The 23,592-nt window shown below is 58.8% G+C and carries 26 protein-coding genes and 1 tRNA gene; 17 read left to right on the top strand and 10 right to left on the bottom strand.

Annotation, left to right across the window (positions count from 1 at the left end):
- Positions 1-191 precede the first annotated feature (191 nt).
- From mbhE to SJY29_RS06465, 11 genes are all read left to right on the top strand, one after another.
- Positions 192-2,423 (top strand): hydrogen gas-evolving membrane-bound hydrogenase subunit E, encoded by a 2,232-nt coding sequence (mbhE, locus tag SJY29_RS06515; protein ID WP_400088041.1) that lies wholly within the window; start codon positions 192-194, stop codon positions 2,421-2,423.
- Positions 2,420-2,839 (top strand): Na+/H+ antiporter subunit B, encoded by a 420-nt coding sequence (locus tag SJY29_RS06510; RefSeq protein WP_076658529.1) that lies wholly within the window; start codon positions 2,420-2,422, stop codon positions 2,837-2,839. Before mbhE ends, SJY29_RS06510 begins: the two co-directional genes overlap by 4 nt.
- The gene (locus SJY29_RS06505) at positions 2,839-3,201 is read left to right on the top strand and encodes a Na+/H+ antiporter subunit C (protein ID WP_076658530.1); all 363 of its coding nucleotides are present in this window, start codon (positions 2,839-2,841) and stop codon (positions 3,199-3,201) included. The genes SJY29_RS06510 and SJY29_RS06505 overlap by 1 nt, the downstream gene beginning before the upstream one ends.
- On the top strand, positions 3,198-4,691 hold the full coding sequence (locus tag SJY29_RS06500) for a Na+/H+ antiporter subunit D (RefSeq protein ID WP_400088039.1): 1,494 nt from the start codon (positions 3,198-3,200) through the stop codon (positions 4,689-4,691). Before SJY29_RS06505 ends, SJY29_RS06500 begins: the two co-directional genes overlap by 4 nt.
- Positions 4,688-5,167 carry a Na+/H+ antiporter subunit E gene (locus SJY29_RS06495; RefSeq protein WP_110278692.1) on the top strand — a complete coding sequence of 160 codons (480 nt, stop codon included), beginning with the start codon at positions 4,688-4,690 and terminating at the stop codon, positions 5,165-5,167. The genes SJY29_RS06500 and SJY29_RS06495 overlap by 4 nt, the downstream gene beginning before the upstream one ends.
- Positions 5,164-5,466 carry a monovalent cation/H+ antiporter complex subunit F gene (locus SJY29_RS06490; RefSeq protein ID WP_110278691.1) on the top strand — a complete coding sequence of 101 codons (303 nt, stop codon included), beginning with the start codon at positions 5,164-5,166 and terminating at the stop codon, positions 5,464-5,466. The genes SJY29_RS06495 and SJY29_RS06490 overlap by 4 nt, the downstream gene beginning before the upstream one ends.
- Complete coding sequence (mnhG, locus tag SJY29_RS06485) at positions 5,459-5,755, top strand: monovalent cation/H(+) antiporter subunit G (RefSeq protein ID WP_110278690.1); 297 nt, start codon at positions 5,459-5,461, stop codon at positions 5,753-5,755. Before SJY29_RS06490 ends, mnhG begins: the two co-directional genes overlap by 8 nt.
- A gap of 73 nt (positions 5,756-5,828) precedes the next feature.
- Positions 5,829-7,244 (top strand): dihydropyrimidinase, encoded by a 1,416-nt coding sequence (hydA, locus tag SJY29_RS06480; protein WP_400088036.1) that lies wholly within the window; start codon positions 5,829-5,831, stop codon positions 7,242-7,244.
- A 9-nt stretch (positions 7,245-7,253) separates the two neighbouring features.
- Positions 7,254-7,643: a VOC family protein gene (locus SJY29_RS06475; RefSeq protein ID WP_400088034.1), complete on the top strand. Its 390-nt coding sequence runs from the start codon at positions 7,254-7,256 to the stop codon at positions 7,641-7,643.
- On the top strand, positions 7,640-8,320 hold the full coding sequence (locus SJY29_RS06470) for an aspartate/glutamate racemase family protein (RefSeq protein WP_400088032.1): 681 nt from the start codon (positions 7,640-7,642) through the stop codon (positions 8,318-8,320). Before SJY29_RS06475 ends, SJY29_RS06470 begins: the two co-directional genes overlap by 4 nt.
- A complete protein-coding gene (locus SJY29_RS06465) occupies positions 8,313-9,230 on the top strand; it encodes a dihydrodipicolinate synthase family protein (protein WP_400088030.1) in 918 nt (305 codons plus the stop codon). The genes SJY29_RS06470 and SJY29_RS06465 overlap by 8 nt, the downstream gene beginning before the upstream one ends.
- Positions 9,231-9,234: 4 nt before the next feature.
- On the opposite strand, the gene SJY29_RS06460 is transcribed toward SJY29_RS06465, so the two are convergent.
- From SJY29_RS06460 to SJY29_RS06415, 10 genes are all read right to left on the bottom strand, one after another.
- Positions 9,235-9,311: transfer RNA gene (locus tag SJY29_RS06460), tRNA-Arg, on the bottom strand.
- Between the two features lie 71 nt (positions 9,312-9,382).
- Complete coding sequence (locus SJY29_RS06455; protein WP_400088028.1) at positions 9,383-10,606, bottom strand: cysteine desulfurase; 1,224 nt, start codon at positions 10,604-10,606, stop codon at positions 9,383-9,385.
- The gene (locus SJY29_RS06450) at positions 10,603-11,199 is read right to left on the bottom strand and encodes a YIP1 family protein (protein ID WP_400088026.1); all 597 of its coding nucleotides are present in this window, start codon (positions 11,197-11,199) and stop codon (positions 10,603-10,605) included. Before SJY29_RS06450 ends, SJY29_RS06455 begins: the two co-directional genes overlap by 4 nt.
- Positions 11,196-11,699, bottom strand: coding sequence for a YIP1 family protein (locus SJY29_RS06445; RefSeq protein WP_400088024.1), 504 nt, complete (start codon positions 11,697-11,699; stop codon positions 11,196-11,198). The genes SJY29_RS06450 and SJY29_RS06445 overlap by 4 nt, the downstream gene beginning before the upstream one ends.
- Positions 11,699-12,985 carry a SufB/SufD family protein gene (locus SJY29_RS06440; protein WP_400088022.1) on the bottom strand — a complete coding sequence of 429 codons (1,287 nt, stop codon included), beginning with the start codon at positions 12,983-12,985 and terminating at the stop codon, positions 11,699-11,701. The genes SJY29_RS06445 and SJY29_RS06440 overlap by 1 nt, the downstream gene beginning before the upstream one ends.
- Positions 12,985-13,740: a Fe-S cluster assembly ATPase SufC gene (gene sufC, locus SJY29_RS06435; RefSeq protein ID WP_110278681.1), complete on the bottom strand. Its 756-nt coding sequence runs from the start codon at positions 13,738-13,740 to the stop codon at positions 12,985-12,987. Before sufC ends, SJY29_RS06440 begins: the two co-directional genes overlap by 1 nt.
- Before the next feature lie 93 nt (positions 13,741-13,833).
- A complete protein-coding gene (locus SJY29_RS06430) occupies positions 13,834-14,343 on the bottom strand; it encodes a hypothetical protein (protein WP_110278680.1) in 510 nt (169 codons plus the stop codon).
- A 114-nt stretch (positions 14,344-14,457) separates the two neighbouring features.
- A complete protein-coding gene (sufB, locus tag SJY29_RS06425) occupies positions 14,458-15,981 on the bottom strand; it encodes a Fe-S cluster assembly protein SufB (protein WP_400088020.1) in 1,524 nt (507 codons plus the stop codon).
- A 12-nt stretch (positions 15,982-15,993) separates the two neighbouring features.
- Positions 15,994-17,025, bottom strand: a complete 1,032-nt coding sequence (locus tag SJY29_RS06420) for a cysteine desulfurase family protein (RefSeq protein WP_400088018.1) — start codon at positions 17,023-17,025, stop codon at positions 15,994-15,996.
- Positions 17,026-17,084: 59 nt separating this feature from the next.
- Positions 17,085-17,549 carry an Rrf2 family transcriptional regulator gene (locus SJY29_RS06415; protein ID WP_055292933.1) on the bottom strand — a complete coding sequence of 155 codons (465 nt, stop codon included), beginning with the start codon at positions 17,547-17,549 and terminating at the stop codon, positions 17,085-17,087.
- A gap of 169 nt (positions 17,550-17,718) precedes the next feature.
- Between SJY29_RS06415 and SJY29_RS06410 the strand changes: the two genes are divergently transcribed.
- The 6 genes from SJY29_RS06410 (at position 17,719) to SJY29_RS06385 (ending at position 23,583) form a co-directional block, all read left to right on the top strand.
- Positions 17,719-18,372, top strand: coding sequence for an alpha/beta hydrolase (locus SJY29_RS06410; protein ID WP_110278677.1), 654 nt, complete (start codon positions 17,719-17,721; stop codon positions 18,370-18,372).
- 2 nt (positions 18,373-18,374) lie between these two features.
- On the top strand, positions 18,375-18,833 hold the full coding sequence (locus SJY29_RS06405) for a hypothetical protein (RefSeq protein ID WP_400088015.1): 459 nt from the start codon (positions 18,375-18,377) through the stop codon (positions 18,831-18,833).
- Between the two features lie 8 nt (positions 18,834-18,841).
- On the top strand, positions 18,842-19,423 hold the full coding sequence (locus SJY29_RS06400; RefSeq protein WP_110278676.1) for an HD domain-containing protein: 582 nt from the start codon (positions 18,842-18,844) through the stop codon (positions 19,421-19,423).
- Positions 19,424-19,515: 92 nt separating this feature from the next.
- Positions 19,516-21,612 carry a DEAD/DEAH box helicase gene (locus SJY29_RS06395; protein WP_400088013.1) on the top strand — a complete coding sequence of 699 codons (2,097 nt, stop codon included), beginning with the start codon at positions 19,516-19,518 and terminating at the stop codon, positions 21,610-21,612.
- Between the two features lie 353 nt (positions 21,613-21,965).
- A complete protein-coding gene (locus tag SJY29_RS06390) occupies positions 21,966-22,298 on the top strand; it encodes a TfoX/Sxy family protein (protein ID WP_400088011.1) in 333 nt (110 codons plus the stop codon).
- An 85-nt stretch (positions 22,299-22,383) separates the two neighbouring features.
- Complete coding sequence (locus tag SJY29_RS06385; protein ID WP_400088009.1) at positions 22,384-23,583, top strand: MFS transporter; 1,200 nt, start codon at positions 22,384-22,386, stop codon at positions 23,581-23,583.
- The last annotated feature ends 9 nt before the right edge of the window (positions 23,584-23,592 follow it).

Raw genomic sequence — 23,592 nt, 5'->3', positions numbered from 1 at the left:
GGCCAAAAACAGAATGCAGCGATTTCAGACCAGACGCATCCGGCACCAGGCGCGCAGCGATTGCCGCATTGGCGGGCCGGCATCCTTCACCAAACTTGTTGCCTCTGCCGCTTGAAAAGCTACATCTCAACACGCAGTGAATACATTCTGACCGGATAAAAACATTGGATACATCAACGCCCACCCGCTGGATGACGCTCGCTGGTCTCCTCCCCGTCGTCATCGCTGGCAGCCTTTTTATCTGGTTCGCAGGAATGTTGCCCGTGATCGCGGCCGGCGACACGTTGCGCTTCGTTTGGGAATGGGTGCCAAGCCTGGGCGTCAATGTCAGCTTCTATATAGACGGGCTCAGCCTGACATTCGCACTGCTGATTACCGGCATTGGTGCGCTGGTGATGCTCTATTCTGCGCGCTATCTGGCGGGTCATGTGCATCAGGCGCGTTTTTCGCTTTACCTGACCAGTTTCATGTTGGCGATGATCGGTCTGGTGATTTCGGACAACCTTTTGGCGTTGTTCGTCTTTTGGGAATTGACGACGATCACGTCCTATCTGCTGATCGGTTTTAGCCATGACACGGTCAAGGCGCGCCGTTCGGCCCTGCAGGCCCTGATGATGACAGGTGTCGGCGGTCTGGCGCTTCTGGCGGGGATCATCCTCATCGGCACCACCGCAGGGACCTTTGAGATGTCCGAGATCAACGCCATGCCCGGCGTGTTGACCGGAAGTGTCATGTATCTGCCGATTACTCTTTTGGTTCTGGCCGGTGCTTTTACCAAATCTGCACAGATGCCCTTCCATTTCTGGCTTCCCAACGCGATGGCCGCCCCGACCCCTGTGAGCGCCTATCTGCACTCGGCCACGATGGTGAAAGCGGGCGTCTATCTGATGGCGCGCACGCATCCGTCGCTTGCCGGCACCGATTTCTGGCTTTGGACCCTGACCATCGCGGGCGCCATCACCATGGTGTTTGCCTCTGTCATGGCGCTGCGGCAAACCGATCTGAAACTGGCGCTGGCCTATACCACGCTCATGGCTCTTGGTGCGCTGACGCTGCTTTTGGGCAATGAAAGCGGCTATACGATCACCGCCGCAGCCACATTCCTGATCGTCCACTCGCTTTACAAGGCGGCGCTCTTCCTTGTGGTCGGTATTCTGGATGCGCAAACCGGCACGCGCGAGGCGGGTAAACTGTTCGGGATGGCGCGCGCCATGCCCGTCACAGCCGCCGCTGCCGCCGTGGCAGCACTTTCGATGGCGGGCTTCCCGCCCTTCCTTGGCTTCATCGGGAAAGAGTTAAAATATGCCGGTGCCATCGCCGTGGCATCCGAGCCGTACCTTGTCGCGGGTGCCTTTCTGATCGCCAGCGCTTTGATGGTGGCGATTGCAGGTATCGTGTCTTTCCGGCCCTTCTGGAGCAAATCCGGCGCGCCGATTGCAGGCGTAAAAGAGGCACCGTGGCCCATGCTGGTCGGCCCCGTCGTGCTGGCCCTCCTTGGTGCCTTCTTTGGCATCTTCCCGGACACATTGGCCACCATGCTGGTGAACCCGACCGTCGCGTCGATTGTCGGCAGTGCAGAGCCCGCAAAAGAACTGAAACTCTGGGCCGGCGTCAACCTGCCCCTCTTCCTCAGTATCGCGACCTTCGTTCTGGGCTTTGCGATTTATGCCTACAAACTCAAGCTGCGCGCGATCCTGATTGATCTGACCGAGCGCAGCCCGAAGTTTGACAACGGCTGGGACAAGCTGATGGCGGGAATTGCGGCGGGGTCCAAGGCCCTGACCCGTGTGATCCAGACCGGTGTACTTTATCATTATATGGTTGCGACTTTCGGCACCGCCCTTGCCGTGCTCGCTGTGACGCTGTTTTTCCGCAGCACAGGCATCCCTGCCTTGGGTGTCCCGCAAGTTCAGCTTTGGGACTGGCTGGTCTTTTTGCTTGTCCTTCTGGGGTCGATCCTCGTGCTGGTCACGAATTCGCGGATCACTGCAATTGCAGGGCTTGGCGTTGTCGGTATCGGCATGGCGATGATCTTTATTCTTTATAGCGCGCCGGACGTGGCGATTACCCAGCTTCTGGTCGAAACCCTTGTTGTGGTGCTTTTTGCTGCGGCCGCGCTGAAATTGCCAAGCCTGACGCCCGAACCGCTGCGCAAACGCTGGCTTGATGCGATCATTTCGGTTGGCCTGGGCGTTGTGACAACCGTGATCCTGCTCAAGGTCACGACCGGCCCGATTGACCGCGAATTGACCACTTTCTTTGAAACCGCCAGCTATCCGCAGGCGTTCGGGCAAAACATCGTCAACGTCATCCTCGTGGATTTCCGCGCCTTGGATACATTCGGCGAAATCGCGGTCGTTCTGATCGCTGCGATCAGCATCTTTGCCCTGCTCAAGAGTAAGCCCGAGGAGGATAAGCCATGAACTCCGTTATTCTGCGCGCAGGTGCGCGGCTACAGGTTGTCCTGCTCTTGGTGTTTTCCGCGTACATGCTGCTGCGCGGGCACAACGCACCGGGTGGCGGGTTTATCGGCGGGCTGATCGCCGCCACGGGTTTTGTCGTTTATGCCATCGCATGTGGCACGGCAGATGCCCGCAAGGCACTGCGTTTTGATCCGGGCAGTATCGCGGGTGCGGGTCTTGGGATCGCGCTGGTCGCGGGTCTGATGGCCGTGCTCTGGGGTGACGCGCTCTTTACCGGACAATGGCTCTTTATCGGCGCGACCGAGACCGAGAAGGGCCTGCCACTGTCCACCGTGCTGGTGTTTGATATCGGGGTTTATCTGGTGGTCTTGGGGGCGATCCTGTCGATCACCTTTGCATTGGAGGAGGCGGTCTGATGGAACAGCTTCTCTCGATCCTGATCGGCATTCTGGTCGCGGCGGCGGTTTATCTGATGCTTGCGCGGAACCTGCTGCGGTTTCTCTTCGGGCTGATCTTGTTGTCCAACGCGGCCAACCTGACGATCTTTGTCGCAGGCCGTCTGACACCGGGTGCGCCGCCGCTGGTGCCTGACGGGCTGGATGCGCCTGCAGGTGTGGTGGCCAACGCCCTGCCCCAGGCGCTTGTGCTGACTGCGATTGTCATCGGCTTTGGCCTTTTCGCCTTTGCCCTCATCCTTGCCTTCCGCGCTTATCAAAGCCTTGGCACCCTGAATACCGACGAGATGCGCGTCGCCGAACCAAAAGAACCCCATTCATGAGTTGGTATCTGACACTTCCCCTCGCCATTCCGTTCCTGACGGCGATTATTGCCTATCTGCTGCGGGCCAACCCCGTTGGCGCATGGGTGTCGATCGTCGGATCGGGGCTTGGGCTCTTGGCCTCGATCGCGCTGATGGTTGTCGTGCTCGACGCGGGCGTCGTTGCGGGGCAGATGGGCAATTGGCCCGCGCCTTTCGGGATCACACTGGTGGCGGACTTGCTGTCTGCTGTCATGGTCCTGATCACCGCCATCACCGGCTTTGCCGTCGCGATCTATGCCTTGGGTGACATTACAGAGCGCCAGGCGAAACTGGGTTATCATGCGCTGTTTCAATTGCTGCTCGCGGGCGTGACGGGCGCATTTATGACAGGCGATCTGTTCAACCTTTATGTCTGGTTCGAGGTGATGTTGATTGCCTCTTTCGGCCTGCTGATCCTGAACGGCGGCAAAGAGCAGATCGACGGCGGCGTGAAATACGTGGCCTTGAACCTGATTTCGACGATCCTGTTCCTGACTGGCATCGGGCTGCTCTATGGCATGACCGGCACATTGAACTTTGCCGATCTTGCGCTGAAGGTCGAAGGCGTTGAAAATCAGGGCCTGCTGACCGTTGTCGCGATGATGTTCATGGTCGCCTTCGGGGTCAAAGCGGCGGTCTTTCCGCTCTTCTTCTGGCTGCCTGCCGCCTATCACACTCCCAGCTTTTCGGTCTCGGCAGTCTTTGCGGGCCTGCTGACCAAGGTCGGGGTCTATGCGCTGATCCGGATGTTCACGCTGGTCTTTGACCACGACATCGGCTTTACGCATACGGTGCTGTTGTGGGTCGCCTGTCTGACCATGGTGATCGGCGTTCTGGGTGCGGCGGCGCAGTCGGATTTCCGCAAAATCCTGTCGTTCCACATTATCAGCCAGATCGGCTATATGGTGTTGGGCCTCGCGCTGATGACACCGCTGGCACTGGTCGGTGCGGTCTTCTATCTCGTGCACCACATCATCGTGAAAGCGAACCTGTTCCTGATCGCGGGCATCGCCAAACGCCTGACCGGCGGCACCGAGGTTTACCAGATTGGCGGCCTCTATAAGTCAGCGCCACTCCTTGCGATCCTGTTCCTGATCCCTGCCTTTTCACTGGCTGGCTTTCCGCCGCTGTCAGGGTTCTGGGCGAAATACATCATCGTCAAGGCAACACTTGATATCGAAATGTGGTTTGTTGCCTTCATCGCGCTGGCTGTGGGTCTGATGACGATCTATTCGATGACAAAAATATGGGCCGAGGCCTTTTGGAAGAACCATCCCGATGGAATCCAACCCGAGCTGAAGAATCTTGAGCACAAATGGGCGCAGCTTTTGCCCGTCGCAGGCCTTGCCGCACTGACGGTCTTTATCGGGCTCAACCCCGAACCCTTCGTCCAGTTTGCCGAGCGCACAACCGCGCAACTGCTTGATCCGACCGCCTATATCACCACCGTGTTGGGAGAAGTGCGATGAACCTGTTTCTTCTCAACCTGCTGCTGGCGGTCATCTGGGCGTCACTTTGGGGCAGCCTGACCTCGTTCCAGCTGGTCGCAGGTTTTATCGTGGGCTTTGTGACGCTGTGGATCGCGCAGCCGCTTTTCGGCGGGCCAAGCGGATATTACCTGCGCGCCTACCGCATCGTGCGGCTGGTGCTCTATTTCCTCTATGATCTCTGCGTCTCGAGTATCCGTGTCGCCTATGACGTGCTGACGCCCACCGATTACAGCAACCCCAAAATTCTCGAGATGCCACTGGATGTGAAGTCCGACATCGAGATCCTGCTGGTCACCAACCTGATTTCGCTCACCCCCGGCACGCTGTCGCTTGATGTGACACCTGACCGCAAAACACTGATTGTCCATGCAATGTTTGCTGATGACCCTGATGCGGTGATCGCAAGTCTGAAAAACGGCATGGAACGCATGGTCAAAGAGGTATTCGAAGCATGACTTCCGCCGCATTTCTGGATCTCGCGATCTACGCAAGTTTCTTGATGGTGATGCTGTCGCTCGCTATCGCCTTTATCCGTCTGGCCAAAGGTCCCACGCTCGCCGACCGCGTGGTGGCGCTTGATATGATGACCGTGTCGATCATCGCCGTCTGTGGTGTGGTTGTCGTCGGAACCGGAGAGCCTGCATTGCTTGACGTGGCCCTCGTGCTCGCGCTGGTTGGCTTCCTTGCCACCGTCGCACTTGCCCGTTTCGCCGAACGCCGCGATGCCCGCCAAGAGGAGAACGCCAATGATTAATGTCATCATCGGTATTTTCCTTCTGTTGGGCGGTTTCTTTGCCCTCGTCGCTGCAATTGGCGTACTGCGTCTGCCCGATGTGCTGACCCGTATGCATGCTTCGACCAAAGCAGGTGTGCTGGGCAGTAGTCTGATCCTGATCGGCGGTGCGTTCTATCTGGCCCAGACCGAAGTCACCGCACGCGTCATCGCGACGATCATCTTTCTGATGCTTACCTCACCCATCGGTGCGCATATGATCGGGCGCGCCTCAGTGCGGGATCTCAAGGATAAACACGACAAGGTCTAGAGCGACGAAGGGACTTGCGGATACTGTCGTGTGAAGGGCAACATGCACCCAACACGCCGCAAGGAGCCGCCCCATGTCCGACCCGTTCGATTTACTGATCACAGGCGGCCGGATCGTGACACCGGCCGGTGTGGTGACTGGTGATCTTGCCGTGCGCGGGGAAAACATCGCGGCGGTCGGTACACAGCTCGGTCCTGCAAAAACGATCATCGACGCGGCGGGAAAATTCGTCATGCCCGGGGGCATCGACCCGCATGCGCATATCGAGCAAATGTCCGGCATGGGTGTGATGAATGCCGACACTTTCGAGACCGCCACAAGATCCGCAGCCCTTGGCGGCACCACAAGCGTGATCTCTTTCGCGGCGCAGGCGAAAGGCGAGCGGCTGGCCCAGACCGTCGCCGATTACAGCGCCCGCGCTGATCGCGGAGCGATGATCGACTATGCGTTTCATATGACGGTCACTGATACCAGCGTGCCCGCTTTCGCGGATGATCTGGCCGCGCTGATCGGCGCGGGCAACCGCTCCATCAAGGTTTTTACCACCTACAACATCCAACTGTCGGACGCGCAAATCCTGTCCGTGATGTCCCAGGCCCGCGCCCATGGTGCATTGGTCTGTGTTCACGCCGAAACCGATGCCATCATCGCACAGGCGAAATCCGAACTCATTGTCGCAGGCAAGACCGCCCCGCATTTCCACGCAGCCTCACATCCGCGCATGGCCGAGATCGAGGCGGTGGAACGGATCTGCCGCTTTGCCGAATATCTGGGGCAGCCGGTGATGCTCTTTCACATCTCCACCACAGAGGGTGCCGCCGCCGTCAGCAGCGCCCGCGCACGCGGTACGCCGGTCTGGGCCGAAACCTGCCCCCATTACCTGTTCATGAACGAGGACATCCTGCGCCAACCCGGATTGGAGGGCGGAAAATGGATGTGCTCTCCCCCGCAGCGACAAGTCGCGGATCAAGAGGCGCTCTGGTCCGCTCTTCTAGAGGGTGATCTACAAATCGTCTCTTCCGACCACGCGCCTTACCGTTTTGACGCAAGCGGCAAACTCTCGGCCGGACCTGACGCAGGGTTCCACGAGATCGCAAATGGGCTTCCCGGGCTGGAAACCCGCCTGCCACTGATGTTCGACGCGATGGTCAGCCAGGGCCGTGGCGGACCCGCGGCTTTTGCCCGCCTTACCGCCACCGCCGCTGCCGAAATCTATGGCCTGCCCCAAAAGGGCGCTTTGGCTGTCGGCATGCACGCCGATATTACCCTCTGGGACCCTGAAAAGACGGTCACCTACGGCGCGAACGACCTGCATGACAACGTGGGCTACAATCCGTGGGTGGGCCGCACGGTCACCGGCTGGCCCACGGATGTCTGGCTGCGGGGGGCGCGGATTGTGACAGACGGTGCCCTGACAACAACGCCCGGCATGGGGCGCAAGATTGACCGCCCCGCGCTTGCTGTCACGCCAACAGCCCCCCAAAGCTGAGGATCACGCATGCCCCGCCCCGACGCCCCGAACACGCTTGCCATCACCTTTCTCTATTACCGCGACCTGCCCACCGCGATGGCGTTCTACGAAGATATTCTCGGGCTGCCGCTCGCCATTGATCAGGGATGGTGCAAAATCTACCGGATCTGCGCGGGCGCGCATGTGGGGCTGGTCGATGAAAGCCGTGGCATGAACAAATGGCAGGCGGTCAAACCCGTGCAGCTTTGCATCCGTGTGCCCGATGTGGATGCATGGTATGCCTACGCGCAAGAGGAAGATCTTGCCAACCTGTCCGACCTCTTTGTCAATGATGCCTTGGGAATCCGCGCTTTTGTTTTCAACGACCCTGAAGGCTATCAAATCGAAATCCAGTCCGCCACGCGTGAGAGTGCATGACCAGTAAAACCTTGATTGTGATCAATCCCAATTCGTCCCAGACCGTCACGGACGGGATCAAACGCGCACTTGATCCGCTGCGCAAATTCGGAACCCCGATCCGTTGTCTGACACTCGCCGACGGCCCCCCCGGCATCGAAAACCAACGGCAGGCCGATCTGACCATCGCGCCCATGCTGGCACTTGCGGCAGCACAAACCGATGCGGCAGGCTATGTCATCGCCTGTTTCGGAGACCCGGGGCTGCATGCCCTGCGCGATCAAACCGCCCTGCCCGTCGCGGGTATTCAGGAGGCGGCCGTCATGACCGCGCTGACCCTCGGGCAGCGCTTTGGCGTCATCGCCATCCTTCCTGCCTCGATCCCGCGCCACTTGCGCGCCTTTGGCGCGATGGGTGTGCTGGACCGGCTGGCCGGCGACCGCGCCCTTGGCCTCGGGGTGGCCGACCTCGCTGATCCGAACAAGAGCCTTGCGGCCATGATCGCCACCGGCAAACGGCTGCGCGATGAGGACGGGGCGAATGTGCTGATCATGGGCTGCGCGGGCATGGCGCAATACCGCGCAACCCTTGAACATGAAACCGGCCTGCCCGTGGTCGAACCCTGTCAGGCCGCCGCCGCAATGGTGCTGGGCCAGATCGCCCTGATACTTAGCCACAAAGGAAATCGGGATGCTTGATGAAACCGCCAAAGGTGTCTTCACCATTGCCGTGACCCCCTTCAAGCCGGATGGCGCATTGGATTGGGACAGTGTCGACCGGATGGTTGATTTCTACATCGCACAAGGTGCGACGGGGCTGACCATTCTGGGCATGATGGGCGAGGCGGGAAAACTCTCGGCCGAGGAATCAATTGCCGTGGTCAAACGTGTCACAGCGCGCAGCACTGTGCCCATTGTCGTTGGCGTTTCGGCACCGGGATTTGCCGCTATGAAAACACTCTCCGATGCGGCGATGGACCTTGGCGCCGCGGGCGTGATGGTGGCCCCCCCCGGCAATCTTAAGACCGACGACCAGATCCTGACCTATTACCACAACACGGCCGAGACCTTGGGAGATGCACCTTTCGTCTTGCAGGACTTCCCGCTGGTCACCAATGTCGTGATCCCCACCAAAGTCATCCTGCAGGTGGTTGCGGACTGTCCGACCTGCGTGATGCTGAAACACGAGGACTGGCCGGGGCTGGAAAAGATCAGCGCCCTGCGCCGCGCTTCGGACGCAGGCGCGCGGCGGATATCGATCCTGTGCGGCAATGGCGGGCTCTACCTGCTGGAAGAGATGCTGCGCGGGGCGGACGGGGCCATGACTGGCTTTGCCTATCCCGAAATGATGGCGCAGGTGATTGCCGCCCATAGCGCGGGGGATATCGACCGCGCACGCGATATCTTTGACGCCTATATGCCGATGGTGCGTTATGAGGCGCAACCGGGTTTGGGGCTGGCAATCCGGAAATATACGCTGGCGCAGCGCGGGGTCATTGCACATGACACACTGCGCAAACCGGGCGGTGTTCTGACAGCGGAGACGAAAGCCGAAGTCGATGCCTTAGCCGCGCGGCAGGCCGTAAAACTTCAGGCTCTTGGTCTATAGAAATTGGCGCACCCGAGAGGATTCGAACCTCTGGCCTCTGCCTTCGGAGGGCAGCGCTCTATCCAGCTGAGCTACGGGTGCCTAGGGGTTCTATAACGACGCCGATTGTGGGTCGCAACGGCAAAGTCAGGTAAGGTGGATCAAGATCCACCTTACGCGAAAAGATCGTGGCAAAGTTCCAGCGCGTCGATCAGAACATCGACTTCGTCGGTAGTGTTATACATCCCAAACGACGCGCGGCAGGTCGCGCCCACGCCCATGTGTTCCATCAATGGCATCGCACAATGGGTACCGGCACGCACAGCGACACCCTTTTTGTCCAACACGGTCGAGATGTCATGCGCATGCGCCGCGCCTTCCAGCGTGAACGAGAAAATAGCGCCTTTGGTCGCGGATTGCCCCTGCACGCTGAGCCAGTTCAAACCGCCCAACCGGTCGCGGGCATAGTCGCGCAAACCACGTTCATGGGCGGCAATCGCGTCCATGCCGATTTCCATCATGTATTCCAGCGCCACACCAAGCGCGATTGTCTGCACAATCCCCGGCGTGCCTGCTTCAAACTTCATCGGCGGGTCGTTCCATGTGACAGTATCGCGGGTCACATCGCGGATCATGTCGCCACCGCCCATGAAGGGGCGCATTTCAGCCATCCGTTCCTTGCGCACATAGATCGCACCAGACCCGGACGGACCGTAGAGTTTATGGCCCGTCACCGCATAGAAATCGCACCCGATATCCGACACATCCACCGGCATATGCACGGCGGCCTGACTGCCGTCTACCAGCACAGGCACGCCTTTGGCATGGGCACCGGCGGTGATGGTTTTGACGTCAACGACGGTGCCCAGAACATTGGACATATGGGTGATCGCCACCAGCTTGGTCTTGGGGCCGATCGCATCAATCACCTTCTGGGGGTCCAGATCGCCATTGGCGTCCACATCGACCCATTTGATTACCACGCCCTGCCGTTCGCGCAGGAAATGCCACGGCACAATATTGGCGTGGTGCTCCATGATCGAAAGCACGATTTCATCACCCGCCTGCAGATGCGGCATGGCCCAGCCATAGGCCACCATATTGATGCCCTCGGTCGTGCCGGAGTTGATGATGATATCATCTTCGGCGGGTGCATTGAGAAAGCGCGCGATGATCCCGCGCACGCCCTCATAGCGCTCGGTCGACAGGTTGCTGAGGTAATGCAAACCGCGGTGCACATTGGCGTATTCCTCGGCATAGCCGCGGGTGACCGCGTCAATCACCACCTGCGGTTTCTGGGCCGATGCACCGTTGTCGAGATAGACCAGAGGCTTGTTGTTCACCTCACGCGACAGGATCGGAAAATCGGACCGGATTTTATTGATGTCATAGCTCATGCCATACCTCCTGTCGGACCTACGCCCAGAACAGCCAAAATGATGCCCGAGATCAGGGCGGTCCCGATCAGGGCAAGAACGATCGCACCCAGGGCTTTGCCCAGATTGTTGAAGCCGTGCAAGACGTTGATAAAATTCATAAAACACCAGATCAAAGCGCCGAGTGTGAGCAGCCCGAAGATCGACCCGATCGCGGGGCTAATCAGAACCAGTGCGAACTGGATTGCCTCAAGCGTCAGACTGACCGCCTGAAACCACACCACAATCGTCAAGGTGGCCTGCAAGGTGCCTTGGCCGCCGATCATCCGGCCGGCATAGAAAATGCCGTAAACAAACAGGACGAAAAAGATGCCGATGATCGCGAAAAACCCGAAGGGCGACAGTGCAAAACCTTGATCCTGCATCGCCTGCGGCATGGGCGATATCAACTGCAACAACGCCACGAGGATCACGTTCAGTACCGCGACAAGGGCCAGCCCTGTCCAAAGAGCTTGTACAGGTATGTCCATCGCAAGCGCTTTGCGCGCGCTCTCTGACGGCTCCATGATGCTGGTCCAGACGGCACGCATCCAGGTTTGAAAATCAACGGTCATGAATGGCTTTCCGCCTCGCGCAAGGATTGTATCCAGATGAAAACAAAGGCAATTGCCCCGATTGCACCGACAAGAACCTCCTGTGTGCCATGCCCAATCAGGCCGCGCACCAGACCGTAAAACAAAAACATCGGCGTTGTCGCCAGCATGGTCCAGAACAGAGCTAAGCGCGCCCCGAACCAAGACCCCTTCCCGCCCAGCACCTTCGCCACAAGATGCGACAGCGCCGCGATCCCGTACATCATCAAAGGCAGGATGATGACCGACCCGAAGAAAGTATAGGTCATCATCCCCTCAAAGTTCATGTCAGGCGGAAACGGTGAGGGTTCAAACCCTTCCGCCACCCGACGCAAACGGGGCCACTGCGCCACAAAGATCAGAAAGCAACTGACCATCAGATACATGATGACCCTGTCTTCGCGCCGCCCTTGATCCAGCAACTCGCGCATCACGGCGCGCGGCCTGCGCCACGTCCGCATGATGTCGTTTGTGACAGGCATTACCGGTGCCGCGCCAGCCAGCCTTCAAGCCGGTCGCGCAAGTCTTCTGCCAGGGTCTCGTCCTCGATTTCTTCCAGTGCCTCGGCCAGAAACGACAGGGTCAGCAGATTGCGTGCCTCGTCATGGGGCACACCGCGCGAGCGGAGATAAAACAGGGCCGTTTCATCAATCGCCCCCGAGGTGGAGCCATGCGAACAGGCCACATCATCGGCGTATATCTCAAGCTCCGGCTTGGCGAGGAACTGGCTGTCATCATCGAGCAGAAGCGACTGGCTGATCTGGTAGCCATCGGTCTTTTGCGCGCCTTCCTTGACCAGAATCTTACCCTGAAAGACGCCCGTCGCACCGTTGCGCAGCACCTTTTTGAACACCTGACGGCTTTCACCGTTCAACGCGTCATGGGTGATGAAGACGGTGTCATCGTGATGGAAATCCTTGCCGTCACCGACACAGACACCCGCCACATGGGCGACAGCATCATCGCCGACAAGCTCAAGCACACATTCGTTGCGCGTCAGCACACCGTTGAAGGTGAGTGTGAAGGACTTAAACACAGAATCCGCAGCAATCCTTGCAAAACAATGCGTTACGGCACGACGTTCATGATCGCGGCCTTGTGCGCGGACATGGTTGAACTTGCCGCCCTCGGCCACTTCCACTTCCAGCAGCTTGGAGAACCGCGCCGCTGCAGGGCCGGTTTCCAGCAAGGTCATCTCGGCCCCCGCCTCGACCTTCACCACATTGTGCAGGATCGCGTCAGAGGTGGTATCACCATGAAGGTAGATAAAGTTGACGGGTTTCGTCGCCTTTCCTGTCACACGGATCACAACGCCATCGGTGGCAAGGGCCGTGTTCAGCGCCGCCAAGGGCCGCGCCACAGGTTTCTGACCGCGCGCTTCGAGAACACCGTAAATGTCTTTGGCCCAGTGGATGTCTGTCGCCATGGCAGCAGACAGCCGTTCGATCTCAAGGCCTGTCGCCTCCAGATCGTCAGACGCATCCGCATCGAACACACCGTCCACAAAAACGATCTTTACGCGGTCAACCGTGTCAAAAAGCGGCGCCTCATCGCTTGCGAAGAGCGCGGCCTCTGGCGCATCTACCGCGGTCAAGGATGTCGGATCGGTATATTTCCAGTATTCGTCACGCTTGGTCGGCAGACCCATCTGGCGCACGCGCGCCAAGGCATCGGCCCGCGCGGCATTTGCCCAGGCAGCCCCCTGCGGCAGGTCGACATCGGCCAATCGGGCCTCTGTTGTATCAATTTTCAACTGTGCCAGTGCCATTAGGCCACCTCGGACAGAATGTCGGCGTAACCGTTGTTTTCAACCTCGAGCGCAAGCTCGGGGCCACCGGATTTGATGATCCGGCCATTTGCCATGATGTGCACGATATCCGGCTGGATATGATCCAGCAGACGCTGGTAGTGGGTGATCACAAGGAACGACCGCCCCTCGGACCGCAGTGCATTCACGCCATCGGCAACCAGCTTCATAGCATCAACGTCAAGACCGGAATCTGTCTCATCCAGAATGCACATCTTGGGCTCAAGCATGGCCATTTGCAGGATTTCATTGCGCTTTTTCTCACCACCGGAGAAGCCGACATTGACCGGACGCTTCAGCATCTCTGCGTCGATCTTCAGGCTCTTGGCCTTTTCGCGGACCTCTTTGAGGAAATCTGCGGCGCTCAACTCGTCCTCGCCGCGCGCTTTGCGCTGTGCGTTCACAGCCGTGCGCAGGAAGGTCATATTGCCGACACCCGGAATTTCCACTGGGTACTGGAACGCAAGGAACAGGCCCAAGGCCGCGCGCTCTTCAGGTTCCATATCCAGCAGGTCTTCGCCGTCCAACGTGGCGGATCCACCGGTGACCTCATAGCCGTCCTTGCCCGAGAGCACATAGGACAGGGTCGATTTGCCGGACCCGTTCGGGCCCATGATCGCATGCACGGTTCCCGGTGCGATCGACAGGTCCACGCCTTTCAGGATCTGCTTGTCTTCTTCTTCCAGTTTGACCTCTAGGCCTTTGATTTCCAGCATTTTATTCTCCTGAAGATGATTGTGTTACGCCAACGCGCATGGCCCCGCGCCGGACCAAGCCGCGCAGGGTTTTCGCATTGCGATAGAGTGGGTTTACAGGCCGAAAACGGTCCCGCGATACACAACGGAATGTTGTGTTGTGACTTCCATGATCTGATCCACGTATTCTGCGGTATAGATCATCGCCATGGGTTCGGGCCAGCGCCAGATCAGGTTGTGCCCTGCGGTCAGCATCACTGCGATACCCGCGACCTGCGCGAACCGCTCCACCACCTTGCGCCGGTCCAGAATTGCCGAAAACAGCACCATCGCCCAGAACGCGATGAACAGTTCCAGATAGAACACCACATCGCTTTGCTCGAGCAGGCCAAAATAGCGGATCCGCAGCACTTGCGCGAAGAGCAACGCCAGCGCCCCGATGATCATCGAGACGATAAACTTGCCCAAGAAGGATGGTTCCTGCGGCTTCGCGATCTTTTCGCGTGTAACGCGCTTGGGGATGTGCATCCCCAGGTCGGGGTCGTAGTACGACTTGTTGCGCGGGTTCTTGATCTTCTTCACCCGCGCATTGAAATCGTTGATATCGTACTTCCGCGTCGCCATAGGCCGCTGCCCCACCAAAATATTGCTCAATCCCTAATGGCATTGAACTGGGGCAAGAAATTGGCCGCAGCGTGACAAGGTCACGACAGTTATGTTGACGCAGGCGAAGCATATTCAGCCGACAGACCCTTCCAGCGAGATCGCCACAAGTGCCTGCGCCTCCATCGCGAATTCCATGGGCAGCGCTTGCAGCACTTCCTTACAGAACCCGTTCACGACGAGCGCGACCGCCTCTTCCTCGTCCATTCCGCGCGAACGGCAATAGAACAGCTGGTCATCATCCACCTTGGATGTGGTGGCCTCATGCTCGACCCGGGACGAGTTATTCTTGACCTCGATATAAGGGACAGTATGCGCCCCGCATTTATCGCCAATCAAAAGGCTGTCGCACTGGGTATAGTTGCGCGATTTCGTGGCCTTGGGGTGCATCGACACCAGACCACGATAGGTGTTCTGTGCCTTGCCCGCACTGATGCCTTTGGACACGATGCGCGACTTGGTATTTTTGCCCAAGTGGATCATCTTGGTGCCGGTATCGGCCTGCTGCATGTTGTTGGCAATCGCGATGGAATAGAACTCACCCTGGCTGTCATCGCCACGCAGAATGCAGCTTGGATACTTCCATGTGACGGCAGAGCCCGTTTCGACCTGCGTCCACATGACCTTGGATCGGTCGCCGCGGCAATCGGCGCGCTTGGTCACAAAGTTATAGATGCCGCCAACACCGTTCTCATCACCGGGGTACCAGTTCTGTACGGTGGAATATTTCACCTCGGCATCTTCTTCGACGATAATTTCCACCACTGCCGCGTGAAGCTGGGCCACATCACGCTTGGGCGCAGTACAGCCCTCAAGATAGGACACGTAAGAGCCTTTATCTGCGATGATCAAGGTGCGCTCGAACTGGCCGGTGTTTTCAGCATTGATACGGAAATAGGTCGAAAGCTCCATTGGGCAGCGCACACCAGGTGGGATGTACACAAAGGAACCATCTGAAAACACAGCGGAATTCAGCGTGGCGTAAAAGTTGTCCGACGGCGGCACCACGGTGCCAAGGTATTTCTTCACAAGCTCAGGGTGCTTTTCAATCGCCTCGGAGATCGAGCAGAAGATCACCCCCGCCTTTTCCAGTTCCTTTTGGAAGGTCGTGCCGACGGACACGGAATCAAAAACCGCATCCACAGCCACTTTGCGGCCTTCGGCAGGCGCATCTTCCGCTCCTTCAACACCGGCAAGGATCATCTGTTCTTTCAGCGGAATACCCAGCTTTTCGTAAGTGGCCAACAGCTTGGGATCGACATCATCCAGCGATTTCGGCTTCTCTTCCATGCTTTTAGGGCGCGCATAGTAATAGATATCCTGAAAATCGATGTCAGGATAGTTCACCATCGCCCACGTCGGCTCGTCCATCTTTTCCCAACGGGCGAACGCGGACAGACGCCACTCGGTCATCCACTCGGGCTCTTTGTTCTTGCTTGAGATCAGGCGCACGATATCGGGGTTTACGCCTTTAGGGGCGTAATCCATCTCGATCTCGGTGTTCCAGCCGTATTTGTAGTTGCCAGAGAGTTCCTTGACCGCATCCACGGTCTCCTGATCAACGCCTTCTTTGACCTCTACGGTATCCAAAGCTGTCATCTTTTCATCCTCTCAAGCGGCCCTGCGCCGCGCCCGTTTTTCGTTCCAGGCCTGCGCAAAGCGCAAAACCTCATCCTCAGTTGTCTCGATGCCCAGTGACACGCGGATTGCGCTTGATGCCACCTCATCGTCCAGTCCCAGCGCCTGCAGCACCCGGCTCGTCTTGACCTTGCCACTCGAACAGGCCGAGCCCGCCGAGACAGCAAATCCTGCCAGATCCATCGCCATCACCTGCGTTTCACCCTTCCAGCCAGGAGAGGCAAAACAGCTTGTGTTCGGCAAGCGCTGCGACCCTTTCCCGACAAAAATAGTGCTCTTTTCAGATGCCTCAATGGCTGTTTCTAGAATATTTCTAAGTTTGGCAACCCGCTCCCATTTTCCAGCCGCCAGATCGGCCTGTGCCGCCACCGCAGCAGCACCCATTCCGGCAATCGCCACGACGTTCTCGGTGCCGGACCGGCGGCCCATTTCCTGCCCGCCACCCTTGATTTGTGCTGCGATATCTGTGCCTTGCGGGAAGATCAACGCACCAACGCCTTTGGGGCCACCAAATTTATGCGCCGACAGGAAGACCATCTGCACACCGGACCACGAAAAAGCGAAAGGCACTTTGCCAAACCCTTGGGTAATGTCACTCACAGCCAATCCTTGCGGCAAATCCTGCACAATACCGGTTTCCGAATTCGCCAGTTGCACGGTCGATCCGGCCGGATCATCCACCTGCACAGCGCCATCCACAACGGCCAGACAAGGATCAACCCAGGCATGCACCGCGTCATGTTCAATGGGGGCGGCCTTCAATCCGCGCCCCGCCAATGCCAGTGCCGCAGCTTCCGTCGCGCCCGATGTAAAGACCACATCCGCACCCGATGCACCCACAGCTTCGGCAATCTGCTGCCGTGCGGTTTCAACAACCCCTTTGGCTGCGCGCCCTTCGGCATGGACAGACGACGGATTGCCAACCACATCCATGGCCGCCAGCATCGCGGTCCGCGCCTCGGCCCGCAACGGGGTTGTCGCATTGTGATCCAGATAGGTTCTCATCTCATCATCTTGCCTAAAATACTCCGGGGGAGCGCGGAACGCGTGGGGGCGGAGCCCCCTTAAGTCTCTTCATCAACAACTTCGAACAACGCCGGTACAGCAGGACAAGGGGCAAGCTCGTTGCTGACCACATCGGACAGGCGGGCCTGGTGCAGGAACACATAGACATGCGCGCTCAGCCCCTCCCACAAGCGGTTCGTCATGGATTGCGCCCGCGATCCAGACGCCCCGCCAGAGGCTCCCGCCCCTTTGTGCATTGCGGACACGGTTTCATCCACCGCACCCAGAATTTCGACCACGCGAATATCCGACGCAGGCCGCGCAAGGCGGTACCCGCCCCCCGGTCCACGCACAGAATCAACCAGTCCTGCGCGGCGCAACTTGACAAAAAGCTGCTCCAGATAGGGCAGTGAAATGTCCTGACGTTTGGAAATCTCGGTCAGATTGACCAGGGCATTTTCGGGCTGCAACGCCAAATCCGCCAAAGCAACCATCGCATAGCGGCCCTTCGTGCTTAATTTCATTGGCTTTCCCCAGATAAACAGGCGCAATTACATTGACGACGCAGGCTCGCGTCATTAGGTCACTTTGACCACGACAACATGGGCCCGCGCCCGAGTTTAGAATCTTTCTAAGGTGTCTGAGCATTTTCGTCAAGAATGTGAAGGCACCGACAGCAGCAACGGAAATACCATGCCCGAAGTCATTTTTCCTGGTCCAGAAGGTCGCCTTGAGGGGCGCTATCACCCGCAAAAAGACCGGGACGCACCCATCGCGATCGTTCTTCACCCGCATCCGCAGTTTGGCGGAACGATGAACAACCGCGTCGTCTATAACCTGCACTATGCGTTCTACAACATGGGCTTTACGGTCCTGCGGTTTAACTTCCGCGGCGTCGGGCGCTCTCAGGGCGAATACGATCAAGGCGTGGGTGAACTCTCTGATGCGGCCTCCGCGCTGGATTATCTGCAGTCCATGAACAACAACGCCAAACATTGCTGGGTGGCAGGTTTCTCTTTCGGGGCATGGATCGGCATGCAGCTTTTGATGCGCCGCCCCGAGATCACGGGTTTCATCTCGGTGAGCCCGCCTGCAAATATGTATGACTTCAGCTTCCTCGCCCCCTGCCCGTCTTCCGGCCTGATCATCAACGGCTCGAACGACCGTGTGGCCCCGCCTGCCGATACGGTGAACCTTGTAAACAAATTGCACGAGCAAAAGGGCATCACGGTCACCCACGACGTGATGGAAGGTGCAGGGCACTTCTTTGAAGACCCTCACATGGACCCGATGATCGACACTGTGCGCTCTTATGTGCGCCGCCGTCTGACAGAGAACACACGCTAGCCATGGCCGATAGCTATCTTGAACGCGTTGCCGGTGAAATCGCCGATCTTGCTCTCGAAGATGCAAGGACCAACGGGGATGAAAACATCGTTGATGTTATCGGTGAAATCCTCGGCTCGTCTTCGCAAACCTTGCAAGAGGCTTTTCTGACCGCAGTGCGCGTCCGGCGCGCCGAAGCACGTGCGCGCAAGCTTCTGGCGGAACGTGCGGGCAAACCCACGCGGGTGAAATCGCGGCTTTTGGCGGATGACGACAAACCCCGTTCATCATCAGAGTCGATCGCAATGGGCGGCGCCACAACGCAGGCCCCTGCGGAAGAAACACCGGCGGCTACAGAGTCAGAAGAAGATGCTGCATTTGCGGATGTCCTGAGCTCGCTTGATGAATTCCTTCAATCAGACGACACCGATACTGACGCCCCGCAACCGGGCATTCAGCCTTCGCGCCCCTCGCGCGGCTAGATCCGGCCATGTCGCGCATTGATGCACAGCTGGCCTTTTTGATCGAAGCCGACAAACTCAAGACCGTCCTGCGGGGCACGACACTCTGCGATGGTGCGCGCCGTGAAAATTCAGGCGAACACAGCTGGCATATTGCACTTTACGCGCTGGTGATGGCCGAACACGCCAATCGTCCTGTGAATATCGACCGCGTGATCAAGATGCTGCTGATCCACGATATTGTGGAAATTGATGCTGGCGATAATCCCATTCACGGCGATCATGATCCGGCGGAGCAAGACATCATCGAAAAGGCCGCTGCCGACCGCATCTTTGGCCTGCTGCCTGCAGATCAGGCCCAAAGCCTCCGTGCGCTTTGGGACGAATTCGAAGCGGCCGAAACCGACGATGCCATCTTTGCCAAATCCATCGACCGTGTGCAGCCGGTGATCTCCAATCTGGAGACAGGTGGCGGCACATGGCCCGCATACAACGTCACCGCCGCGCAACTGCAATCCCGCGTCGGCGTCAAGGTTGAACGCGGCGCACCGGCGATCTGGTCTGCCCTCAGAACGCGCATTGATGCGTGGTTTGCCCAACACACAGGCTGATGCACAGACGCCGCAGTCGCCGATTTCCCCCTATACAAACAACCAACACAGGCGTAGGGCGCAGGTCTAACGCCCATGAAAGCACTTTTTATATGATCACGACCCTCGCCGACGCCCTTGCCAAACAGGGCTATACCGACCTCACCCCCGTCCAGGAGGCCGTGACCGATGACGCACTCGTCGGTCAGGACCTTCTTGTATCGGCGCAAACGGGGTCCGGTAAAACAGTCGGCTTCGGGCTTGCCATTGGCCCGACCATCCTGAACGAAGAGGGCCAGTTCGGCCCGATGAGTGCGCCAGTGGCGCTGATCATCGCGCCCACGCGCGAATTGGCGTTGCAGGTCAAACGCGAATTGCAGTGGCTTTACGCTGGTGCCGGTGCAACGCTGGCCTCTTGTGTCGGTGGCATGGATTTCCGCGACGAACGCCGCCACCTTGAGCGCGGCGCGCATATCGTCGTCGCAACCCCCGGCCGTCTGCGTGACCATATCATGCGCGGCACGATTGACCTGTCCGAGATCAAGGCCGTCGTGCTGGATGAAGCGGACGAGATGCTTGATCTGGGGTTCCGTGAAGACCTCGAATTTATCCTCGAACAAGCCCCGAACACCCGCCGCACCCTGATGTTTTCTGCCACCGTCCCGCCGATGATTGCGACACTGGCCAAATCCTATCAGCGTGATGCCGTCCGGATTGCGACGACCAGCAAGGAAAGCCAGCACGCCGATATCGAATACCGCGCATTGACCGTTGCCAACCACGACATCGACGCCGCCATCGTCAACGTGCTGCGCTACTACGATGCGCCCAATTCCATCGTCTTCTGCAACACACGCGCGATGGTCACACGCCTGACCACGCGCCTGTCGAACCGTGGCTTCTCTGTAGTGGCCCTCTCCGGTGAACTCACGCAATCCGAACGCTCCAACGCGCTGCAAGCCATGCGTGACGGGCGTGCCAAAGTCTGTGTGGCCACTGATGTGGCCGCACGCGGCATTGACCTGCCTAACCTCGAACTGGTGATCCACGCCGAACTGCCAACAAACGCCGAAACGCTACTGCACCGCTCGGGCCGGACAGGCCGCGCGGGCCGCAAAGGCATCTCTGCGCTGATCGTGCCTGCCAAGATGAAACGGCGCGGTGAAAACCTGCTGAAATGGGGCAAACTGACCGCAACTTGGGCGCTGCCGCCCTCCGCCGAAGAGGTTGCGGCCAAAGACGAAGAGCGTCTACTGACCGATCCGGTCTGGTCCGAGGGTTTCACCGAAGAAGAAATCACATTCGCCGCACGTCTGCTGGAACAGCATGCGCCCGAAAAAATCGCCGCGGCCTACCTGCGCCTTTATGCGGGCAAGCAATCGGCGCCGGAATTCATTTCCGAATACAAAGACGGCCCCGCCGCCAAGGAACGCGCTCCGCGCGAGGTGAAATCCTTTGGCCCTTCCAAATGGTTCAGCGTTGATATCGGGCGCGAAGGCAAGGCCGAGGCGCGCTGGCTCTTGCCGATGATCTGCAAGGCCGGCGGGATCACCAAAAACGAAATCGGCGCGATCCGCATCCAGCCCAACGAGACCTTTGTCGAGATCTCAGCCCCCGCGGTGCCCGGTCTTCTGGACAGCGTCGGCAGCGATATGAAGCTGGAAAACCAGGCCACGCTGACCGCCTTGGATGGTGCCCCGCAACTGGGCGAACGCGGTCCGCGCAAAACCAAGCGTGACTATGACGACGGCCCGAAACGCGCACCCAAGCGCGATTTTGGCGACAAGCCCAAGCGCGACCAAGGCGATAAACCCAAGCGCCACGCCCCGCGCGATCAGGCGGCCCCGCCACCCTCGCAGCAAGATCACGTGCCTGCAATCCAACCGGTCCCCGGCGCCGCCGACGACCACAAAGCGCGCAAACCGCGCCATAAACCCGAGCGCCGTGACCACGGTGAGGCACTGACCGAGAAGCGCAGCAAACCACCCTACAAGGGCAAATCGGACGGCAAAAAACCGACCGGTAAAGGCAAACCGCCATACAACGCAGACAGCAAACCGCGCAAACCGGGCGCAGGCAAGCCTACAGGCAAACCCGCGGGCAATGCCAAGGATACATCCAAACGCTTTGTCCCGCCGGGCGGAAAAGCCAAGCCGCGCAAGGGCTTAGGCAAAGGCGGCGGTGCCGCACCTCGGCGCGGGAAATCCTAAAACCCGCACAATTGGTCACATTTATGTCACGCCAACCCCATCTTGTGGGCACAGCAGACTAGTCCAATGACAACACCATTCCTTATCATAAATCCCACGAGCAAGCTAAAGGACCAGCAAAATGGCCACAGCAACACCAAAGACAACTTCGCCCGCGCCGGCGCCAAAACCAGCACCGATGGCACCGCAGCAACAGGGCAAACCGACAGCGCCCGTCTATACCGATTACGCGAGTATCTAGCCGTTCACGTGCGCCAATGGCCGGTGAGGCCACGACCAGACCGATCGCCCTCCCCGATCAGCCGTCTGGAACCTCACTGGCCCTTTTTTCGTGGTATGGCTAAGATCGCGACATGGCAGAGCTGACTTCTATCAGGAATATCGGACCTGCGTTTGCGGCGTCTTTGAAAGCTGTGGGGATCACCACAGCAGAAGAATTGCGTGCGCTTGGCGCAGATGCAGCCTACACAAAGATGCTGGAAGGCGGATCCCGCCCCCATTTCATCGGCTATTACGTGCTGCATATGGCGCTGCAAGGACGGCCCTGGAATGACTGCAAGGGCGAAGAGAAAAAGGCGCTGCGTAAGCAGTTTGACCAGATCAAAGCGGGCAGCTTTGATGAAGACCGCTCGGAACTGGAACGGTTTCTGAACCAGATTGGCGTGGTGGCCGTGGCCAAGGAATAACATCCGGGATCCCCCTACTTTCCCCTCGCGCGTTCCGGCCTTCCTGTTACTGTGCCACGATAACTCAATATGTCAGAGGCCGGAAATGTCGCGGGTCGTGGTCTTCGCTCTCTATTTTTCGGCTATCTTCCTGCAAGCAGGGGCTTACGGGCTAACCTTTATGTTGCCGCGCCTCTTTGACAGTTTCGGGGCCAATGAAAAGGTCGTCGGCGCGATGCTGGCGCTGACGGCGATTTCTACCATCGTCACGGTCTATTTCTCGGGGCATCTGTCCGATCTCTTCGGGCGCTTGCGCACCTTGGGCGGAGCCTGTCTCGCGATTGCGCTCTCGCTCTATCTGTATGCCATCATTGACACGGTCGGCATCGGCCTGATCAGCGCAAGCCTGCTCCTGGGCTTTGGGTGGGGGCTGACCTACTCGCTCGGCCCCATCGTTCTCACAAGGCTGGTGGTGGCAAATGAGCGGACCCGCTTCTTTACACTGCTGTCGCTTTTCGTGATGGCCGGTTTCGGCCTTGCACCTGTTCTTGCCGCCGCACTTGAGGGCGCAGGCTATTCCGTGCGAGATGCCTTCACCCTCACTGCCATTGCCTGCCTTGTCAGCACGGCCCTGTTCTTTGGCCTCAACGGGGCCGTCAAAACCCATGCGGTCACGCCCATTGCCGAGGTCCCCTCGCGCATCACCTTGGCGGCCCTGCGCGGTGTGGCGCGCTCATCTGCTCTCTTGCCGGTGGCGATGGTCTGTCTGGGGGCGAGCGTCTTTGCAGGTATGGCCAATTTCCAGACCGTTTTCGCCGATGCGCGCGGGCTTGATTACGCGCAATTCTTCCTGACCTACACCACAACGGTGGTTTTGGGGCGGATGATCCTTGCGCGCTATAAGGGGGGCGAGAACACGTATCGCACCATCGCGGTGCTGCAATATATCATGGGTGCCAGCGTGGTGCTGTTCATCTTCAGCGGGGCCAGCCTGCCCGCCTATCTGCTCGTCGCTTTCCTTTTCGGGGTCGGCTACGGCATGTCCTATCCGCTGCTGGTCAGCATGGCCGCACAGGATGCTGATGACGGTCTTGGCGCGCAGACGCTGCAACTATTCGCACTGACCTATTTTATCGGGATTTTCGGCTTTCCCCTGATCGCAGGCTGGATGATCGTCGAGGTCGGGACCACCGCACTGTTGATCCTCACGGCCATGCTCGCGATCATCGAGGCCACGCTGGCACTGCGCCGTGCGCAAAGAAAAAACCGCCCGCACCAATCAGGAGCGGACGGTTCTGTTGCTTGACCCGTAGGT

It is taken from the genome of Yoonia sp. R78084 (genome assembly GCF_044595625.1).
In the GTDB taxonomy this organism is placed as follows: domain Bacteria; phylum Pseudomonadota; class Alphaproteobacteria; order Rhodobacterales; family Rhodobacteraceae; genus Yoonia.
Note: the sequence above shows the minus strand (reverse complement) of the source record. Positions and strands in the feature narration are given on the sequence as shown.

What these genes read in the sequence shown, in the direction of transcription:
- mbhE (WP_400088041.1), top strand. Translation starts at nt 192, where the DNA reads ATGACGCTCGCTGGTCTCCTCCCCGTCGTCATCGCTGGCAGCCTTTTT.
- SJY29_RS06510 (WP_076658529.1), top strand. Translation starts at nt 2,420, where the DNA reads ATGAACTCCGTTATTCTGCGCGCAGGTGCGCGGCTACAGGTTGTCCTG.
- SJY29_RS06505 (WP_076658530.1), top strand. Translation starts at nt 2,839, where the DNA reads ATGGAACAGCTTCTCTCGATCCTGATCGGCATTCTGGTCGCGGCGGCG.
- SJY29_RS06500 (WP_400088039.1), top strand. Translation starts at nt 3,198, where the DNA reads ATGAGTTGGTATCTGACACTTCCCCTCGCCATTCCGTTCCTGACGGCG.
- SJY29_RS06495 (WP_110278692.1), top strand. Translation starts at nt 4,688, where the DNA reads ATGAACCTGTTTCTTCTCAACCTGCTGCTGGCGGTCATCTGGGCGTCA.
- SJY29_RS06490 (WP_110278691.1), top strand. Translation starts at nt 5,164, where the DNA reads ATGACTTCCGCCGCATTTCTGGATCTCGCGATCTACGCAAGTTTCTTG.
- mnhG (WP_110278690.1), top strand. Translation starts at nt 5,459, where the DNA reads ATGATTAATGTCATCATCGGTATTTTCCTTCTGTTGGGCGGTTTCTTT.
- hydA (WP_400088036.1), top strand. Translation starts at nt 5,829, where the DNA reads ATGTCCGACCCGTTCGATTTACTGATCACAGGCGGCCGGATCGTGACA.
- SJY29_RS06475 (WP_400088034.1), top strand. Translation starts at nt 7,254, where the DNA reads ATGCCCCGCCCCGACGCCCCGAACACGCTTGCCATCACCTTTCTCTAT.
- SJY29_RS06470 (WP_400088032.1), top strand. Translation starts at nt 7,640, where the DNA reads ATGACCAGTAAAACCTTGATTGTGATCAATCCCAATTCGTCCCAGACC.
- SJY29_RS06465 (WP_400088030.1), top strand. Translation starts at nt 8,313, where the DNA reads ATGCTTGATGAAACCGCCAAAGGTGTCTTCACCATTGCCGTGACCCCC.
- SJY29_RS06455 (WP_400088028.1), bottom strand. Translation starts at nt 10,606, where the DNA reads ATGAGCTATGACATCAATAAAATCCGGTCCGATTTTCCGATCCTGTCG.
- SJY29_RS06450 (WP_400088026.1), bottom strand. Translation starts at nt 11,199, where the DNA reads ATGACCGTTGATTTTCAAACCTGGATGCGTGCCGTCTGGACCAGCATC.
- SJY29_RS06445 (WP_400088024.1), bottom strand. Translation starts at nt 11,699, where the DNA reads ATGCCTGTCACAAACGACATCATGCGGACGTGGCGCAGGCCGCGCGCC.
- SJY29_RS06440 (WP_400088022.1), bottom strand. Translation starts at nt 12,985, where the DNA reads ATGGCACTGGCACAGTTGAAAATTGATACAACAGAGGCCCGATTGGCC.
- sufC (WP_110278681.1), bottom strand. Translation starts at nt 13,740, where the DNA reads ATGCTGGAAATCAAAGGCCTAGAGGTCAAACTGGAAGAAGAAGACAAG.
- SJY29_RS06430 (WP_110278680.1), bottom strand. Translation starts at nt 14,343, where the DNA reads ATGGCGACGCGGAAGTACGATATCAACGATTTCAATGCGCGGGTGAAG.
- sufB (WP_400088020.1), bottom strand. Translation starts at nt 15,981, where the DNA reads ATGACAGCTTTGGATACCGTAGAGGTCAAAGAAGGCGTTGATCAGGAG.
- SJY29_RS06420 (WP_400088018.1), bottom strand. Translation starts at nt 17,025, where the DNA reads ATGAGAACCTATCTGGATCACAATGCGACAACCCCGTTGCGGGCCGAG.
- SJY29_RS06415 (WP_055292933.1), bottom strand. Translation starts at nt 17,549, where the DNA reads ATGAAATTAAGCACGAAGGGCCGCTATGCGATGGTTGCTTTGGCGGAT.
- SJY29_RS06410 (WP_110278677.1), top strand. Translation starts at nt 17,719, where the DNA reads ATGCCCGAAGTCATTTTTCCTGGTCCAGAAGGTCGCCTTGAGGGGCGC.
- SJY29_RS06405 (WP_400088015.1), top strand. Translation starts at nt 18,375, where the DNA reads ATGGCCGATAGCTATCTTGAACGCGTTGCCGGTGAAATCGCCGATCTT.
- SJY29_RS06400 (WP_110278676.1), top strand. Translation starts at nt 18,842, where the DNA reads ATGTCGCGCATTGATGCACAGCTGGCCTTTTTGATCGAAGCCGACAAA.
- SJY29_RS06395 (WP_400088013.1), top strand. Translation starts at nt 19,516, where the DNA reads ATGATCACGACCCTCGCCGACGCCCTTGCCAAACAGGGCTATACCGAC.
- SJY29_RS06390 (WP_400088011.1), top strand. Translation starts at nt 21,966, where the DNA reads ATGGCAGAGCTGACTTCTATCAGGAATATCGGACCTGCGTTTGCGGCG.
- SJY29_RS06385 (WP_400088009.1), top strand. Translation starts at nt 22,384, where the DNA reads ATGTCGCGGGTCGTGGTCTTCGCTCTCTATTTTTCGGCTATCTTCCTG.